At 54.3% G+C, this 17,893-nt stretch carries 12 protein-coding genes and 1 pseudogene; 5 read left to right on the plus strand and 8 right to left on the minus strand.

The features are described 5' to 3' along the window. Positions 1-72: 72 nt before the first annotated feature. The gene (locus CKA81_RS00135) at positions 73-1,692 is read right to left on the minus strand and encodes a Fic family protein (RefSeq protein ID WP_128353477.1); all 1,620 of its coding nucleotides are present in this window, start codon (positions 1,690-1,692) and stop codon (positions 73-75) included. 252 nt (positions 1,693-1,944) lie between these two features. Between CKA81_RS00135 and CKA81_RS00140 the strand changes: the two genes are divergently transcribed. Next, complete coding sequence (locus CKA81_RS00140; protein WP_128353478.1) at positions 1,945-2,397, plus strand: YaiI/YqxD family protein; 453 nt, start codon at positions 1,945-1,947, stop codon at positions 2,395-2,397. A gap of 143 nt (positions 2,398-2,540) precedes the next feature. After that, on the plus strand, positions 2,541-3,302 hold the full coding sequence (locus CKA81_RS00145) for a TorF family putative porin (RefSeq protein ID WP_128353479.1): 762 nt from the start codon (positions 2,541-2,543) through the stop codon (positions 3,300-3,302). On the opposite strand, the gene CKA81_RS00150 is transcribed toward CKA81_RS00145, so the two are convergent. Next, positions 3,286-3,633, minus strand: coding sequence for a MerR family transcriptional regulator (locus tag CKA81_RS00150; protein ID WP_237183396.1), 348 nt, complete (start codon positions 3,631-3,633; stop codon positions 3,286-3,288). The genes CKA81_RS00145 and CKA81_RS00150 overlap by 17 nt on opposite strands. Positions 3,634-3,669: 36 nt before the next feature. Here CKA81_RS00150 and CKA81_RS00155 point away from each other — a divergent pair, with 36 nt between their 5' ends. The 3 genes from CKA81_RS00155 (at position 3,670) to CKA81_RS00165 (ending at position 6,432) form a co-directional block, all read left to right on the plus strand. Further along, positions 3,670-4,506 carry an alpha/beta fold hydrolase gene (locus CKA81_RS00155; RefSeq protein ID WP_128353481.1) on the plus strand — a complete coding sequence of 279 codons (837 nt, stop codon included), beginning with the start codon at positions 3,670-3,672 and terminating at the stop codon, positions 4,504-4,506. A 465-nt stretch (positions 4,507-4,971) separates the two neighbouring features. After that, on the plus strand, positions 4,972-5,292 hold the full coding sequence (locus CKA81_RS00160; RefSeq protein WP_128353482.1) for a nucleotide pyrophosphohydrolase: 321 nt from the start codon (positions 4,972-4,974) through the stop codon (positions 5,290-5,292). 210 nt (positions 5,293-5,502) lie between these two features. Then, the gene (locus CKA81_RS00165) at positions 5,503-6,432 is read left to right on the plus strand and encodes a hypothetical protein (protein ID WP_228255755.1); all 930 of its coding nucleotides are present in this window, start codon (positions 5,503-5,505) and stop codon (positions 6,430-6,432) included. Between the two features lie 1,212 nt (positions 6,433-7,644). Here CKA81_RS00165 and CKA81_RS00170 read toward each other — a convergent pair. The 6 genes and pseudogenes from CKA81_RS00170 to CKA81_RS00195 all read right to left on the minus strand — a co-directional run. Then, positions 7,645-8,907: pseudogene (locus CKA81_RS00170) on the minus strand (IS256 family transposase); the annotation flags it as partial. 11 nt (positions 8,908-8,918) lie between these two features. Beyond that, positions 8,919-10,436, minus strand: coding sequence for an RNA-binding domain-containing protein (locus tag CKA81_RS00175; protein ID WP_128353484.1), 1,518 nt, complete (start codon positions 10,434-10,436; stop codon positions 8,919-8,921). 96 nt (positions 10,437-10,532) lie between these two features. Continuing rightward, positions 10,533-13,754: a type I restriction endonuclease subunit R gene (locus tag CKA81_RS00180; RefSeq protein ID WP_128353485.1), complete on the minus strand. Its 3,222-nt coding sequence runs from the start codon at positions 13,752-13,754 to the stop codon at positions 10,533-10,535. Then, positions 13,751-15,079, minus strand: a complete 1,329-nt coding sequence (locus CKA81_RS00185; RefSeq protein WP_128353486.1) for a restriction endonuclease subunit S — start codon at positions 15,077-15,079, stop codon at positions 13,751-13,753. Before CKA81_RS00185 ends, CKA81_RS00180 begins: the two co-directional genes overlap by 4 nt. Beyond that, on the minus strand, positions 15,069-16,631 hold the full coding sequence (locus tag CKA81_RS00190) for a class I SAM-dependent DNA methyltransferase (protein ID WP_128353487.1): 1,563 nt from the start codon (positions 16,629-16,631) through the stop codon (positions 15,069-15,071). The genes CKA81_RS00185 and CKA81_RS00190 overlap by 11 nt, the downstream gene beginning before the upstream one ends. 38 nt (positions 16,632-16,669) lie before the next feature. After that, entirely contained in the window at positions 16,670-17,800 is a 1,131-nt protein-coding gene (locus tag CKA81_RS00195; protein ID WP_228255756.1) for an McrC family protein, read from the minus strand. Positions 17,801-17,893: the final 93 nt, after the last annotated feature.

The following is a 17,893-nucleotide window of genomic DNA, read 5'->3' on the forward strand; positions in this document are numbered from 1 at the left end:
CACGCTGCCCGGCCGTCAGCTACGTATGAGGTAAGGAGAGTATATACAAGAGCCAGGGGATGACCTTACGTTTCACGATTCCCTGCCAGCAGGGCGTGAAGGGTGGTAGCGGTCGAGGATATGACTATCGGCGGGGGCGTCCTCTTGGAAAGCCCGGGATACGGCCTCAATGATCTCCGTCCATACCCTGGGCTCATTAAGTATCGGCATTTGCTTGGCCAGAGCATTGCTCAGTTCACCGTTATTTTGTTCAATGGATCTAAGGATACGATCTGCCTGGTGGTCCGGCATTTCGACAACCTCTTTGAGCGCCTGCCGAGCGCGCCCGTGGTTGCGCAGATAGCGTGATTGCTCGCGCATTTGTTCTGTCAGAGTACGTCCGATAATGTTGGACAGGTAGATCACATGCGGACCCAAATCAGGATAGCGCCACGCCGGTTGAGCCTGTTCATTTCCGTTGAACTCGAAGTTGGAGACGACGCCATCCGGGTAGGTGGTGTGTCTGGGCGTGAACCTGATATGTCCACGCGCCTCTTGCATCAGAGGTTTTGATACTTCATTGAGCACGCGAGCATAATTGCGGCGCTCTCCGGAATCGTCGGTGATGACTGACGATACGGGGAGAATCAGCGGCTCGGGAACCGCGCCATCGCGCCGCAAGGTGTCGTTGATCAGGAAGCGGTGTATGCGACCGTTGCCGTCAGCCAGCGGATGAATGTAGACGAAGCCAAAGGCGGCTACGGCACTGCGCATGACAGGCGATTGTCCTTGTGTGCGGTCGAGGAAGACGCGAAGGCCTTCGAGCATGGTCGCGATATCGTCTGCTGGTGGTGCAACATAATGCACAACATCTTGATAGCGCACCGTTTCTCCAACAAAGACGGGCGACTGGCGCAAGCCGAAATGGGTGAGCGTAGTGCGCTTGCCAAGTATCTCGCCTTGTAGTTCAGCCAGCGCGCTTTCGCTCAAGGGAGTGTCACCCTGGCCGACTCTTCGGGCCATGACCTGGGCGAACCGTTCTATACGGCTGACGCGGTCTGCTTCCCCCTCGATTGCAAAACTGGCCTTGCTTTCACGTAGCGTCATCCATACGGCGGCGCGTTGCAGCAGGTCGTCGCCGAATTCGTCCGTGAGGTTCTGTAAGAGCTGCGGTACATCCAAGGCTATGGCCTGGATCGTTGCGTCGGTCTTGACGATGGTCGGGCAAAAGTAGGGTGTACCGGGCAGATTGTCATTGATGCGCCAGCGCGGCTCTTTCACTACGCGATCTGCTGAAGCGGCTACCAGTTTGGTGTTGTCGATCACATCGACATAATTTCCGCCGATGCGTTCCGGTACCTGTAAGACATCTTGAGTCAACCACTCGTACAGAAAGGCAGCCCGGCGGGCATACTGCCCGGTCGGTTCGGCATTGACCCACGCCTGAACAAAGGCGGGGCCGGTCTTGGCGAACAGGCGAGCCAGGAATTCGAGCTGGGGTACTTCGTGCCGCAGGTGAAATTGAAGGTGTGCTGCCGGCTCAGCGGAGGGCCGCATGGCTTCTTGGTATGTCTCCATTCTGGCGCCGTTACTGACCTGGGTGGCCCGTCGCCCGCCGAGCCGGCTTTGCACTGGCATACGACCGTTAGGAAGAACCTGATACGCCTGGGCTAGCCACGCCGCCCCAATAGGGTCGCTGGGAAGGTCACTCATGGGATATTCCTGCTCATGGCGCCGAAGCATGCGCAAAACGATCAATTGATGCACTACAGTGCGAAAATCCGATTATGCCCGCATGAAATCAATTATGAAAGCTCGATCTGGTACAGATTTGGTTTTCGCGACGCCCCGCAGTAACCGAGTTGCCGGCCCGGCGGTGGTAAAAGGTCGATGACATCCGCCCAAGAACGATTAGCATTTCTCAGTTCGGCACGAATTTAGTGATTTCTCGTTGAAGGATTATTCATGCATATCTGGGTCGACGCTGATGCCTGCCCTGCGGTCATCAAGGACATCCTGTACCGAGCAGCGCAGCGCTGGCAACGGCCGCTTACCCTGGTGGCCAATCAAATGCTGCGCACACCGCCGTCGCCCCTGATTCGGGCCGTCCAGGTTCCGCGCGGCTTCGACGTGGCGGACGACTACATCGTGCAGCATGCCTCGGCCGGCGACCTGGTCATCACCGGCGACATTCCTTTGGCGAGCGAGGCGCTGGCCAAAGGCGCCTTGGTGCTTAACCCGCGCGGCGAGCGCTACACCGCCGAAACCATCGGCGAGCGCCTGGCCATGCGCGACATGATGGAGGAACTGCGCAGCGCCGGCGTCAATACGGGCGGGCCCAACACGCTAAGCCAGGCGGACAGGCGAGCGTTCGGCAATGCGCTGGATAAGTTGATGGCGGCCCGGAAGATCGCCTAGCGGTGAGCCCACCCTGGTGCACGCGGCTTCACATTGGGGCGGATCCAGCCGAATCGGGGCGAAAAAGGGCCAGTTAGCTGGGGTTAAAAACTGGCACAAACGTTGCGTAAGACAAGGTGACCATCCAACCAAGGAGTATCACCATGAAGTGCGCTTTCCCGCTAATTGCCATCGCCGCTTTGCTCGCAAGTGTTAACACTGCAGCGGCACAGACATCCCTTACGCCGGCAAGCGAACCGGACTGGACATTCAGCGCCAATCTGGGCGTCGTCAGTGAATATCGATTTCGCGGCTTGATGCAGACCAACGGCAAACCGGCGGTGCAGGGCGGGTTCGACATCAGCCATCGTAGCGGCTTCTACCTGGGCAACTGGAACTCCAGCATCAGTTGGCTTTCGGATGCAGACCCTGATGTGTCTTCCAATGTCGAAATGGATTTCTATGCCGGGTACAAGCATACGATCGCCGAAGGCTTCACTTTCGATGTGGGCGCGCTGCACTATTATTATCCCGGCAGCTATCCCGCCGGGTTCAATGACCCCGACACGACTGAAGCCTATGTTGGCCTAGGTTATGGCCCCCTGAGTTTCAAATATTCGCATGCGCTGACAGATCTCTTTGGCGCACCCGATAGCAAAAACAGCCAATATTACGATTTAGGCATGGCAGTGCCTACAGGCTTTTGGGACGTCGATTTGAAAGCACATGTCGGCTATCAAAAAGTGCGCAATATGGACGACGGTTCGTACACCGATTGGAGTGTTGGTCTGAGCCGCCAGTTTGATCGCTTTGCGGTGTCGTTGACTTACTACGACACCAACGCCGATCGCAATCTGTACACCAACACCCGCGGCAAATATACCGGCAAGGCGGCGGCGGTGCTGGGGCTCAGCGCGTCGTTTTAACGTCAGAGCTTTCGATCAACATGGCGCGCAAGCGTTGGCGTTGGTTCTCCAGTGCTTCTATCTGGCGTTCGAGCATCGCGAGCCGCTTGCGCTGCGTTTCCGTAATGTTGGCGCATGCTTGCGCCCCTTCGATCAATAGCATGCAATCGGGAAAGCTGCGGATTTCCTCCAAGCTGAAGCCGGTGGCAATCAGGCGCTGGATTTGTTTGACTTGGGTGACGGCTACCGCCTGGAAGGCACGGTAGCCGTTAGCGGCCCGCTCGGATGCCAGCAGACCGTGCTGATCATAGTGGCGAATCGAACGCACGCTGGCACCGGTTGCGTGTGCCAAAGTACCGATCCTTAGCGTGCTTGTGGTGTCTCTGTACTGGCCCAGGCCGCTGTGCAACCGTACACAGTGACCAGTCCTGACGGGGTGTCCATCGCCGTCCAGGAAGCGGGAGAGCCGAACGGCCAACCCATCATTTTCATTCATGGCTTGCTAGGCAGCCATTTGAGCTGGGAGAAGCAGGTCAATAGCCCCGAGCTACAGCGCTATCGATTGATTACCTACGATATGCGTGGGCATGGTGTGTCCGATCAACCTAAGCGTAGTGATGCCTACAGCGATGGACGACGCTGGGCCGATGATTTGGCTGCAGTAATCGAAGGGTCAGCAGCCCAGCAGCCTGTCATCGTAGGGTGGTCGCTGGGCGCAGCCGTGACTACAAATTATCTGGCAGTTTATGGTGACGAGAAGATCGCTGGTGCCGTCTATGTGGGCGGTGTCATCGAGCTGAAGCCAGAGCAGATCGTTCCGCACCCTCGCGTTTACAGTGGGATGGCATCGCCGGATCTGAAGACTCATCTGGACGCCGAACGTGAATTCGTAGGGCTATGTTTTGCCACCCGGCCTGACGCCGTTACCTTCCACCGGCTGTTGGCCAATGCGGCCATGGCCTCCGAAGACATGCAGAACGCAGTGCATGGGATGTCGCTGGACGCGCCCAAGGGTTTAGGAGGAATGCAAAAGCCACTGTTATTAATCTATGGTGCGCGCGACGCGCTGGTTCAGGTGGAGCCATCATACAACCGGGCCAAGGCGTTGAACGCGAGTGTAGTGGCTAAGTTTTATCCACAGTCTGGGCATTCGCCGTTCCTCGAAGAGGCTGAGCGTTTCAATCGTGATCTTGCTGCCTTTGTTGATGCTTTGGTACGGCGTTGACCTAACATCGACAAGGAGCCTCGCGCTGTGAGTCGCGTGGGATCGCGTCGATTGAGTCTTGCTCGAGGCCACTTCAAAGGTGGTAAAGCATCGACGCGGTCAGCATCGGTCTGGCAGGCGACAATCAGATCCGTGACGATACGATTATCGACGTTCAAGTGGCCCTCGTATTCTCCAACGTTGCGGATGTTGTGACGCTTCACCGGCATAAATTGCCAGATTGACTTAATAGAAATCCAATCGGTCTAAGGTTTAGTTGTGCTGTCCGTACCGTCTTACTGCGTTCTCATGGTGGCATGGTTCCCGGTAATAGTGCAGCCGCCAGATCACAGGAGCCGTCGCTTGTTCAGCCGCTGACCCCCTTGGCAGGCCCGACGTTCGAGGGCGCACCGCGATGATGTTCCTAACTTGTGTCAGGCAAGTTACTATCATTTCCAACAAGCTAAGCCAGAATAGGTTGAGGATATGGACGAAGTCATGCAAAAGTTGCGCCAGTTTCGCGATGATCGCGACTGGAAACAGTTTCATAACCCTAAAGATCTGGCGGTGGCCTTGAGCATCGAGGCCAGTGAACTGTTAGAGGCCTTTCTATGGAAAACGCCGGAAACTGCCGATGTGGAGAAGGTTAAGGAAGAGCTCGCAGATGTACTAGCCTATGCCCTGCTGCTTTCCGATGCTTACGGTTTTGACATTCAAAAGATCGTCATGGAAAAAATCGAACGGAACGAAGCGAAATATCCGATAGACCAAGCTAAGGGCAGCGCAAAAAAATACACCGAGCTATGAGTCAGCCCTTGAGCTAACGGAATGTGGCCGGGCTTCACCGTCTCTCGTTACGTTAACCAACGAGGCAAGCTTGACCTAGATCCGCGCATTGCGAACGGCCTCTTAGCGTGAGCCGCCGACAATGAAACCGCTGCTGGCTACATGTCCTATTGTCGGCGTTGGGGCCATTTCATATGATTTGACGTTGCGATCATTGCAAGGGGGCTGGTTGTGAGCCGCATTTCCACTGGATTGATCCTATGTGTGCTGGCAGCTGCGCTCGTGCCGAGCAGCGGGGTCGCTGCTGACTGCGCCGGCACCATAATCTCTGCGCTGGGAGGGGTGAACCGTGCCTGGGTGTTGTCGGATGGAGGAATTGCAGCCTTCGCGAAGATGAACATCAACATAGATGGCTACAAGCGGGCGTACCACCCGAAGAACGCGGACGCTGGAGCACTGATTCACCTATGCAACGCCGGCAAGGTGTACTTGCCCGATGGGACTTCATATCAAGGCTCTGAGAGCAGCAGGACCTGCACTGGCCGGTTTATGTCCGATGTGGCGCGCATCGGCGCGGCGGGTTGGAAGGATGCTTCAGTAGGGGCAGTTAACTGGTACGGAATTCTAGGTCATGAGTCGGTGAGAATCGCCGGACGCACGGTGACATCCGTTGTGCCCGTCGTTCAGGCCGATGGCTCGGGATTCTATGTCTCGCCAACGGCGCTTGCCGATTCGTCCATAACGGATAGGGCGGACCAGTCGCGCTATGTTAATGCGCTGCGCGTGCCAGCAGCGGTAGTACCTTCAAGCGTACTGTCACGGGGCATCGCGATGGGGAGCTTCGGCGTTGCCTACGAGTTGAATAAGAAGATTGCAGTTCCGTTCGTGGTTGGGGATGTGGGACCCCGAATAGGCGAAGGCAGCGTTGCGCTAGCGCGTCTGATAGCGGGGCAACCGCTCAAGGATGAAATATCCAGGAGCGAACGCTTCGTAGGCCAAGTCGACAGACCGGAAGTTCTGTGGATCTTCTTCAAGACTCCTGCCGAGAAGTATGACAGCAAGAACGAGGAAGCAACGGTTGCGAAGGCCAATGCTGCCTACAGCGCATGGGGCGGTGCCGAGCGCCTTACCGCTTGCGCAAAGGTGGTTCCTCGCAATTGAAACAAGAAGCTGCTAGCGCGACTACCGAGCGTTAAGGCTTCCTACTCCGCCTTTAGTTATTGATCGGATCGTCACCGGTTTACCTTTCTTCGTTTTTCTTGGCGACACCGGAGTGAATTCTAGAGTGGCGCCGCGGCCGGAATCGAACCGGCACGCCTTGCGGCGGGGGATTTTGAGTTGGCGTGTAAAGGTGTTTGTCTAGGGAAGTGGGGCGAATGTGAGCGTAGGTTGATGAAGGTGAAAGTAATTATAGATCAGTAGGTTAGCGTAATTTTGTGGAATTGGTGAAAACTGATGTGTGTACCTGTACTGTACTGAAATTGGGTACAGTACAGGTACATCCGGATACAAGGATTTTGCTGGTTTTGAAGATAGCGATCACACGCCTTGCATTAGTTTAGCTTTGAGTGTATCGGCTTGTTCGATAAGTGTATTCATATGGCGCCTTTGAATATCGCCGCTACTTTTAGCTCTAGCAGAGCGCATATCCGCTATAGCGAAATTTATTTCTCTGATGGCTGAGTCATGAGATAAGCGTGATTTAGAACGGTTCGCAAGAGTAACGTGGATTTGTGCTCTTCTTTCGAGCCACTGGTAGTCATCCCCAACCTCATGGTTGATTGCACTTGTAGCGATGTCCTTCGCCGCTTGAAAGCTGCCTCGCATGTATTCGGATTCAAACCATAGGTCAAAGAGTAGTTGTTTTCGCTGGCCGAGCCGATAAGACTCATCAAAGGCTTTACTCGCCTCTCCAGGGTTAGGCGAGGGTAGCCTTAAATAGAATCTGCCGATAGCCAATAGGAGATCTGCATTGGGAGTACTGAGCTTTTTTGCTGCAGCCATCACTGTGTCCAAAGCCCCCCTTGCATCGTTATCTTTTAGTTGTGCCATAGACTGAGCAATAGCAAGGCCAACGATGTTGGTACGCTTTTGGCGAGTTAGCCCAATTGCATCTGAACGTGCTCGTTTTGTAGCCGACAGCAATGCAGCATGATCTATACCAAGCGTTGCAGCCACTTCTACAACTAGCTGGCCGGTATTTCGATCGACTGTGTAACGAGACTCTTTTGCAATTGATGGTGCGCTTATAAGAAAAAGTCCCGCTAGCTCCTGTAGAGCGTCGCCTAGCGTTTGCTCCGTATATGTGGTTATTTGAGATAGCTGGGAGTATCCGTCTTTTTGTGGGCGAGGCGGTTTAACAACTTTATCCCGAGCCTGCGTAAACCGTTCGCCGAACATGATGGCAAACTGATTCATGGCTGATTTCCAATCGAAGGCCGCGCGCACGGATTTGTTCAACACATTCCGTAACGCTAGCCACATTAGCTTGATGGCCGCTTCGTCGTTGGGGAAGTGACCTCGCGTTTTGATGATTTTACGCAATTGCATGTTCAGGCTTTCGATGGCGTTAGTGGTGTAGATAACACGCCGGATCTCGGGCGGGAATACGAAGAACGGAATCACGTATTCCCAGGCCCGTTGCCAAGCCTGCACGATGGTCGGATACTTTGCGCCCCATTGGCCCTCGGCAAAGGACTGCAAAGCCATTTCGGCCTCTTGCTCGCTAGCGGCGGCATAGATGGGCCGTAGCGCTTGGGCAACCGCTTTGCGGTCGCGCCAGCCAGCGTAATCCAGACTGTTTCGGATCAGGTGCACAATGCAGGTTTGCACGGCGGTTTTCGGATAGGCGGTATTGATCGCCTCTGCCAACCCCTTCAGGCCGTCCACGACGGCGATCAGGATGTCCTGAACCCCACGGGTCTTCAGCTCGTTGAAGACCTTGAGCCAGAACTTGGCACCTTCGGTCTGCTCAATCCACAGGCCCAATACATCACGCTGACCGTCGGCCTGGATGCCAAGCGCCAGATAAACGGCTTTGTTGCTGACCACGCCATCGCTGCGGATCTTGACGCGCAGCGCATCGAAGAAAACGACTGGATACATCGCTTCCAGCGGACGGCTCTGCCAGGCAATAGCCTCGGCCATGACTTCGTCGGTCACCGAGCTGATGAAGTCCGGCGACACTTCGGTGCCGTAGCTCTCGGCCAGGAATCCCTGAATCTCGCGCACGCTCATGCCCCGGGCATACATGGCGATGATGCGTTCATCAAAGCCGGTAAATCGGCGCTCGTGCTTCGGGATCAGAACGGGTTCAAAGCTGCCATCGCGGTCTCGGGGAATATCCACCCGCACGGGGCCGCGATCCGTAATGATCGTTTTGCCGCTGGCACCGTTGCGCTCGTTGGCCTGTTCTGGTGGCTTGGCTTCACCGGGCCGGTAGCCAAGGTGCATGTTCATCTCTGCACCCATGGCCCGTTCGATGATCGCCTTGTTGAACGCCAGCATCAAATCCTGGACTTCAGTGGGCGTCATCGGACCTTTGACCAGTTCATCGAGCAGTTCCCTGGGTAGATCAGGCAACGGCCCACGGGCGGCTGCCTGCGCGGCAACGGTACGCTTCTTCTTCATTGGCATATCCATGGTTTTTAACCCCTATGATATGCCTCACCCACAAAATTACGGACAGGCTCAGATAGCTCAGTATAGCTAGTGTTTTTCAATAAGCTAATGGCATACAGGACACGCATGGCAGTCTTACTTAGCTGTTGTACCTCGCGTGACAATGCTGCTTTTCGGGCTTCTAGTCCTTTCTCCCCTTTCCATTGGTTGATGGCCTGATCTAGAGTCTGCCCCCTTCGTTCCAGACGGAGTAAAGAATCAGTGAAAAGAGGGGAGCCGCTAGTCACCTCGAGAAGGTGGCTAAGTTTCGACTCTTTTAGTGCCGGTAACTGATAGCGATCTCGAAGTCCAACTATGTATTCTTTGAATTCGTCTGGTGGTAGCCCATCCAACTTTAGAACGTTGTCAGGGGAGTACGAAAAGTTGACACGTGTAGTCAACAAGATCTTGGTATTCGCTGGAGTTCGCATCCCAAACTCTAGTGCTCGTTGCTGATCCTCTGGCTGCAATGAGTCGACGTCGTCGATGACTATAAAGCTTGGCATTATTGAACAACCTTCTAAGGCTGCTTGCATTGACTCCTTGAGATCAAGTTCATCTAGCTCGCTATCTAAATAACCGTGGGTGGAAGCAATGGCGCGAAATAAAGACTGCGCATCGTTGAAATCTGTTTTTCGATCGTCTCTATAAGAGTCTTCAGCAGCTATAAACTGTCGTTCTTTTGCTGTGAGCCATACTACTTTTTCGAAGGGTCGAATTCGTCTGGTGGCCACTTCCTCGGAGAACCGGTAGGCAAGACTTGTTTTCCCTAATCCTCCTTCACCAGCGATTAGGCGAACTCGAGAAAAATCATCCCCCAGCCACGCCCATAGTTCGCCCAAATCCCCCTTTCTCCCTATGAAGCGTGAACAAACCAGGATTCGATCTGGTAGATTGTGTTCCAGTGGCTCCTCATCAGCTAGATTCTCGATTGAGATCTCAAGAGAAGGAGGGCGGCGTGCTGAAAAAAGGAAATCATAATCTTCCGCATTTTTTGCCATATCATTGCTGTCCAGACGACGAAAAACAACGTCACCTTTCTTAAAATATGGCTTATTTCGTTCGTCGTGTGGACCGTTTTTGAAAAACCGTGTTGGGCTGTCACCGACGGAGCGTTTGCTGACATGGAGTGCTTCAAGATGTACGTGTGAAAGTTGAATGGCTTGTGCTTGGATTCTTAAGTCGCATCCTAAGTATGATCGAGCTAGATCCCGTAGCTTCCCAAGCTTGAGACGCCCGGATTCAACACCTACAATTTCAACTGATCTATCTTTCTCAAGTTCGCCAATACCAAATATTAGAAAGCCGCCGTAAGAGTTATGCAGTGCCGTTAGGTCTCGAATGACTGTCAAATACTCCAGGTCTGACTCTGGTAGTTGTCGTTTAAAGTCTAGTACTTCACACTCCTGAACACACGAGTCATCATGTAGTAACTTTTCAATTATGGTTGCGTCAAGTTGACTTAGCGCTACACATTCATGCAACTTAATAATGACCTCGCTCATTCCCGTCCCTTTTTACCTAGATGTATTGAATATGGTTGGTTGTTTGCATTTCCGGTTGTGGCTGTTCAACCGCTTTCCGTGCCGAGATACCCACACTTAACTCCATTGTTCACCCAACACCTCGGCCTGCTGCAACACCAGCTCCACAGCCGTATCCGCCATATCAGGCGGATACCTGTACTTTCGCAGTATCCGTTTCACCATCAGCCGTAGACTGGCACGCACGCTCTCTCGCTTTGACCAATCCACCGTAATATTCTTGCGCAGGTTTTCAGTCAGCTCGTGAGCAATCTTCTTCAGAGTTTCGTCCGTCAGCTCGCGTACGGCTGATTCGTTATTGGCCAACGCGTCGTAAAAACGTATTTCATCTTCGCTCAGACCCAGCTCTTCACCACGATTCGCAGCGTCCTTGAACTTCTTGGCCATCTCGACCAGCTCTTCCATGACCTGGGCGGTTTCGATGCTGCGGTTCTGGTAGCGGGTGATGACGCTGCCGAGCATGTCCGAGAACTTCTTCTGCTGCACCAGGTTGCTGGCGAATTTGCTCTTGATTTCGCCTTCCAGCAAACGCTCCAGCAGCTCCACCGCCAGATTGCGTTCGGGCAGGTTGCGTACCTGCGTAAGAAACTCGTCGTCCAGCAGACCGATGTTGGGTTTTTCCAGGCCAACGGCATCGAAGATGTCGACTACGCTTTCGCTGACCACGGCCTGGTTGATGATTTGGCGGATGGCGACTTCGCGTTGTTCGTCGGTTTTCTTCTGGGCGCTGATGTCGCGTTTGGTGAGAATGACCTTTACCGCCTGCATAAAGGCCACTTCATCACGCAGGGCTTTGGCTTCATCCAGGGTGCAGCACAGGGAAAAGGCCTTGCTAAGCGCCAGCGCCGCATCGGCGAAGCGTTTCTTGCCGTCCAGTTTGGCGTCTTTCTGGCCCGGTGGCGGGCGCAGCGACAAGATGTGGTTGGCGGCGCCGGCAAGTGCCTTGTGGCCGCCGGTCTTGAAACCGGAATAGTTGTAGCCGTGCAGCATGGCGCGAAGTACGTCCAGCTTTTCCAACATCACGGCCAGGGCCTCGTGGGCGTCTACGGTGGGTTTGCCCCGGCCTTTGCTGGCCGTGTATTCCTTCATAGCGGCTTTCAGCTCGTTACCGATGCCAATGTAATCCACCACCAGGCCGCCTTGCTTGTCGCGGAACACGCGGTTCACGCGGGCGATGGCTTGCATCAGATTGTGGCCCTTCATGGGCTTGTCGATGTACATCGTATGCACGCAAGGGGCATCAAAGCCCGTGAGCCACATATCGCGCACTATCACCATCTTCAGCGAGTCAGCTGGGTCTTTGAATCGCTTCTCCAGGCGCTTTTTTACCTGGCCGTTATGGATGTGTGGAATCAGCAGAGCCTTGTCGCTGGCGCTGCCGGTCATGATGACTTTGATTGCGCCTTTCTCCGGATCGTCATCGTGCCAGTCGGGGCGCAGTTTCACGATTTCGTTGTACAGATGCACGCAGATTTCGCGACTCATGGCCACCACCATGGATTTACCATTTTGAGCCTTGTTGCGTTCCTCGAAGTGCTCGACCAGGTCGGCAGCCACACTGGCGATGCGGGGTTCCGCGCCCACCACCTTTTCCAACGCCGCCCACTTCGACTTCAGTCGAGCCTGGGTATGCTCCTCCTCATCCTCGGCCAGCTCATCGACTTCTTCATCGATTGCCCCCAGGTCGATGTCCTTGAGCTTGAGCTTAGCCAGTCGAGACTCATAGTAGATGGCCACTGTGGCGCCGTCTTCCTTGGCCTGTTGCATGTCATAGACATGGATGTAATCGCCGAACACGGAACGGGTATCGCGGTCAGTGCTGCTGACCGGGGTGCCGGTGAAGGCCACGAAGGTGGCGTTGGGCAAGGCATCGCGCAAGTGCTGGGCGTAGCCGGCCTGATACGTGGCCAGATAATCCTCTGAGCCGGCGAACTCTGTGGCGAGCGCCGTGCTGGATTCACCATCGGGAGCCAGGTGATAAGCCGTAGATGGGCTGCCAGTCTTGCTCTTGCGGGTCTTGAGCTTGGCTTCAAAGCCGTATTGCGTCCGGTGCGCCTCGTCGGCAATCACGACGATATTGCTGCGGGCGGACAGTTCCGGGAAGATGTCTTCATCTTCGCCCGGCATGAATTTCTGAATAGTGGCAAACACAATGCCGCCTGAAGGCCGGTTTGCCAGCAAGGCCCGCAGTTGCTGGCGTGTAGTGGCTTGTACGGGCTGTTCGCGCAGCAGGTCCTGCGACAGGCTGAAGACGCCGAAGAGTTGCCCGTCCAGGTCATTGCGGTCGGTAATCACCACGATGGTGGGGTTCTGCATGGCGGGTTCCTGCATTATCCGCGCCGCAAAGCAGGTCATGGTGATGCTCTTGCCGCTGCCCTGGGTATGCCACACCACGCCGCCCTTGCCGCGCTTATCCTTTTCCACATCGGGGCGAGCCGCGCGTACCACTTCCTCGATGGCGAAACGCACGGCATGGTATTGGTGATAGCCGGCAATCTTCTTGATGAGCGTGCCGTCGTCTTCAAACAGTACGAAGTAACGCAGATAGTCCAGCAGGTACTGCGGCGCCAGCAGGCCGCGCACCAGGGTTTCCAGTTCATTGAACTGGCCCAGCGGGTCAAGCCCCACGCCATCGATGGTGCGCCACTGCATGAAGCGCTCGGCATTGGCCGACAACGACCCGAACCGAGCCTCGCTGCCGTCAGATATCACCAGGATTTCGTTGTACTCGAAGATATCGGGAACCTGCGCCTTGTAGGTCTGAATCTGATCGTAAGCCTTCCAGATATCGGCGTCTTCATTGACGGAATTCTTCAGTTCCAGTAGCACCAGTGGCAGGCCGTTCACGAACAAGATGATGTCCGGGCGGCGGGTGTGGTGCGGGCCTTTGATAGTGAACTGACTGACTGCCCAGAACTCGTTGTTGCCTGGATTGGCCCAGTCAATCAGGCGAACAAGGTCGCCACGGGTTTCGCCGTCTTTCTGGTACTGAACGGGAACGCCATTGACCAGCAGCTTGTGAAAGTGGCGATTGGCGGCCAACTGAACAGGGGTGTCCAGGTTCTGTACCTGTTTGAAAGCGTCTTCTTGGGCGGCGGTGGGTATATCCGGGTTCAACCTGGCAATGGCATCGTGCAGACGCTGCGGCAGAATCACTTGGGTGTAGCCGCTGCGCTGCGGATCGGAGCCGTCGTGGGCGATATCCGGGCCGCTGCAGGGGATGTAGCCGGTTTCGGTCAGCCAGCCCAGGGCTTCCTGTTCGAGTTGGTCTTCGGTCATGACAATGCTGCCTCCGCTAGCTCTTGGGCTTCTGGAAGGCGCAGTTGGCCAGAGATAAGGCGGGGAAGCAATGTGTCTCGGAGGGAAGAAAGTGCGTCGGCCTGCTCCGTGTTGATGCTGATTTTGTTAAACAGACTTTCGACAACCTGAGTGAAACCGTCAAGAATGCCGGACGATGGAGCGATAATAGGAATAGGCCGAAAAGCCTTTTTGCTAATTTCCATGAAGGTCGAGCCGTTGGCATGCCCCTTAATGACGTCCATATTCATTTTGCACCAGAAGTACATGAATAACGGCGCCAACTCTCCATCGGGTGGCATGGCGATGTATCCTTGATTGATGGCCACAGGAATCCGGCTGATAGTTAGGTAGCCAATGGGTGCCCTGGATGACATTAACAAGGTCCCGACCGGCAATAAGCCTGAACTGATTTTTGCCAATCCTGCCGCGCTGATGTGGCGCTCCGTATTAAGCAGGACGGGCGATGTCGAACCCGACAAATCCTTGGGCGTCGTCCAATGAAATTCTTCGGGCGTCCAGAATGCTTCAGTCTTGGTGCTGGGTGTCGCGCCGCCCAAGGCAGTAGTGACATCTCCTACAGTTTTTATTTTCCACCCACTTGGTATCAACCCCAGCTCCGACTCCTCAAACGAATCTGAAAACAATGCTGCCGTGGCTTCATCCATGCCTTCAGGCTGACTGCCTTCCATCTTGGCGCGCACGGGGTCGAAGTCCACGAACCAGGACTTGAAGATGGTCTGGGCGATGGATTCAAGGATTTTGTTGGTTTCGCGCAGGAGGGTGATGCGGTCGTCGAGAGTACCCAGAAATGAACTGATTTTTTTTTGAATTTTTAACGGAGGGAGTGGGATGGGAATATTTTTTATCGAAGGGATATTTGTATATCCCTGCACAGATCCCCCATCTGCACTGGCATGAATTTGTTTAAATCTTGGACTTGAAATTACATAATACAAATATTCCGGGATAAGCTTTTGTAGGGCGGGGCGTAGAATTCCAATAGAGCTCGAGAACCCGAAGTGGTCAGACTCTTTGTATACATAAGCATTTCCAAATGTGCCAATGATGCCAATCAGAACATCACCAGGTTGGGGTCTTCGGGTAGCTTTGCTGTGAAGAGGGAATAATTTGTTGAAAGACTCTTCCGAGATAAAGTCGAATTTATCCAGCTTTAAGGTTCCGTTCCCAATGTTTTTTGATGTCAGATATAAAACGCCCTTTGATGTTCTCTCGACTTTGCTATGAGCACCATCTCCAACTGCGCAGACATCAGATATTTTTACTAAAGGCCATTCAGAACTCATACCCGATCCCCCCCAGCTTCTCCCGAATCAGCGTATCCAGCACGGTACCCTTAGCCATCTGCTCACCCAGTTTTTCAGTCAGCTTTTGCATTTTCTCCGCGAAGGCTTCATCGTCGTCTTCGATTTCTTCTGCGCCTACATACCGTCCTGATGTGAGCACATGCCCATGTTGTGCGATTTCAGTCAGAGGTACGCTGCGACAGAATCCAGGGTCATCTTGGTATTCGGTAATCGTGGCATCTTCTTCTACCTCGCCACGCCATGCAGCAACAGTTTCGGCGATACGGTTGATGGCATCGTCGTCGAGTTCTGCTTGTACGCGTGAAATCATCTTGCCCAGCTTCCGGGCGTCGATGAACAGTACTTCGCCTTTGCGCTTTTTCTGCTTGGCGAGGAACCATAGGCAGGCGGGAATCTGCGTGTTGAAGAACAACTGACCGGGTAGGGCCACCATCACCTCCACTACATCCGCATCGACCATCGCGGCGCGGATGACGCCTTCGTTGTTCTGACTGGAACTCATGGAGCCGTTGGCCAGCACAATGCCAGCCCGGCCTGAGGGCTTCAGGTGGTGCAGCATGTGCTGCAGCCAGGCATAGTTGGCATTGCCCTGGGGCGGGTTGCCATAGGCCCAGCGCGGGTCGCCTTCCAGGCTGCCATGCCACCAGTCGCTGATGTTGAACGGCGGGTTGGCCAGAATGAAATCGGCGCGCAGGTCGGGGTGCTGGTTGCGGGTGAAGGTGTCGGCGGGTTCCTTGCCCAGGTTGAAGTCGATGCCGCGTATTGCCAGGTTCATGGCAGCTAGCCGCCAGGTGGTGGGGTTGGATTCCTGGCCGTAGATGGATACGTCGCCAGTCTTGCCGCCGTGGGCTTCAATGAATTTTTCAGACTGTACGAACATGCCGCCAGAACCGCAGCAGGGATCGTAGACTTGGCCCTTGTGTGGGGCTAGAACAGCCACCAGAGTGTTGACAATGCTGGCTGGCGTATAGAATTGGCCACCTTTCTTGCCTTCGGCGCTGGCAAATTGTCCCAGGAAGTATTCGTACACCTGGCCCAGAATATCGCGAGCGGCGTTGGCATCGCCGCCAAAGCCAATAGTGGAAATCATATCTACCAGCTCGCCGAGCTTGCCGTCTGGCAGTTGGGCGCGACCATAGCGTTTGTCCAGAATCCCTTTCAGCTTTGGGTTCTCGGCCTCGATGGCGGTCAGAGCGTCGTCGATGCGCTTGCCGATGTCCGGCTGCTTGGCAGCGGCGCGTAACGCTTCCCAGCGGGCGGCTTCGGCCACCCAGAAGATGTTGTCCGCCGTGTAGTAATCGCGTTCCTCCAGCTCGGATGCAATAAGTGCCTCATCCGCATCTGGTAGGAAGTATTCATCGTTCTTATCTGCAAAACGCTGTGTCAAATCGGCGCGGTGCGCGGCAAAAGAGTCGGAAATGTACTTTAAAAAAACTAGGCCCAGAACCAAGTGTTTGTATTCTGCGGCGTCCATATTTGCTCGAAGCTTATCTGCGGCGGCCCATAAGGTTTTTTTTATATCTTGGATCATGCGTGGCTTATAAGTTAATAAAAATTAATAGTATGAATCTAAAGGTAACATAAAGGCAGCGTTGAGCCGCTTGCTAGCAATAGGGAGCCAGAGTCAAGGTCAAAGGGTAGGGCCCACAGGCGTAAATCGTTATCAAAACTGAATACAGGAAGTGGATTACTAAATCCGGCGTGTCGTGGATAGATCAACGCTAGTTCGCCCGCGCCCTGAAGATACTTCTTCCCATACGCAAACATCTGATAAAAGTCGCTTTGACTAATTCTGTAGTTGGAAGACTTTTCGTTCTGGTTGATCCGCTTCCACTTGGCATCGAGTAGCCATCGCTGGGAACCGCGCTCAATAAGCAGGTCGGGCCGCAACTGGAACATTGTGCCGCCATCATGAGAGCACAAAGATTGGCTAGCGGCTTGTGTAACAAGCTTGGCATCTGGAGCGAGTACCATATTAAGGGACGCTGCCACGTAGCGCTCGAATAGTCTCTCCATCGGAAAGAGCATGCTAATGCCGCGCCACTGGCCAACAAGTGACAAGGGCATTTGCCGGTAAAGGATGAGCTCACACCAAGGAAGAATAGGTTGATAGTGAGCCATCAATCGATCTTTAGTCCAACGCTTAAAGTCGGCACTAATATCGACGCTCGAGGGGATTTCTTGAAGCAATATCCGTAGGTTCTGCGCTAAACGCCAGTTATTTGGAAGTTGAACATGCTTGGCTACAATTTCAAGAGCGGTCTTTAGTAGGCGATTTTCTGGCCGGTCAGGTACGAGAATGTCGTGCTCTATTTGAAGGATGTGTTGCCGTCCTGCCGGTTGGCGTACTTGGCGGACAAGATCTAGTCGCCCGCGTAGATAACGTTCTTGTGCTTCGATACGAACATAGTCTGAACGAATGCCGCGCTTAATTAGTTGGTCTAGCGCGATAAGGAAGCGTTCCATTATCCATTCGCTGAGCGGGGCGTCGAATAGGCGAAGTGAAGCTTCTCCTGCTATGCGCGCCGGCAAATTCAGCGAGGCAGCAATCATCCGCTGGAGTAGTTTTCGGCTGGCTTCCAAAATATCACCGCCATCTACATGCTTCGGTAAGATTTCTAGCTTAGTGCCGCATGGGGTTTCGATGACGCCAACATAATTATCAAGGCGCAGCCATCTTCGTCCCTCGATCTGTACCAATGCTGCCCCAGACCGGCTAAATGTGGAGCTGAGGTTGCAGAGCCAATCAAAAGCTGAGGCAGGAATCTGTGCATGGTCTAGTGAAGGCTTGGC

It is taken from the genome of Pollutimonas thiosulfatoxidans (assembly GCF_004022565.1).
GTDB classification, from domain to species: Bacteria; Pseudomonadota; Gammaproteobacteria; order Burkholderiales; family Burkholderiaceae_B; genus Pusillimonas_D; species Pusillimonas_D thiosulfatoxidans.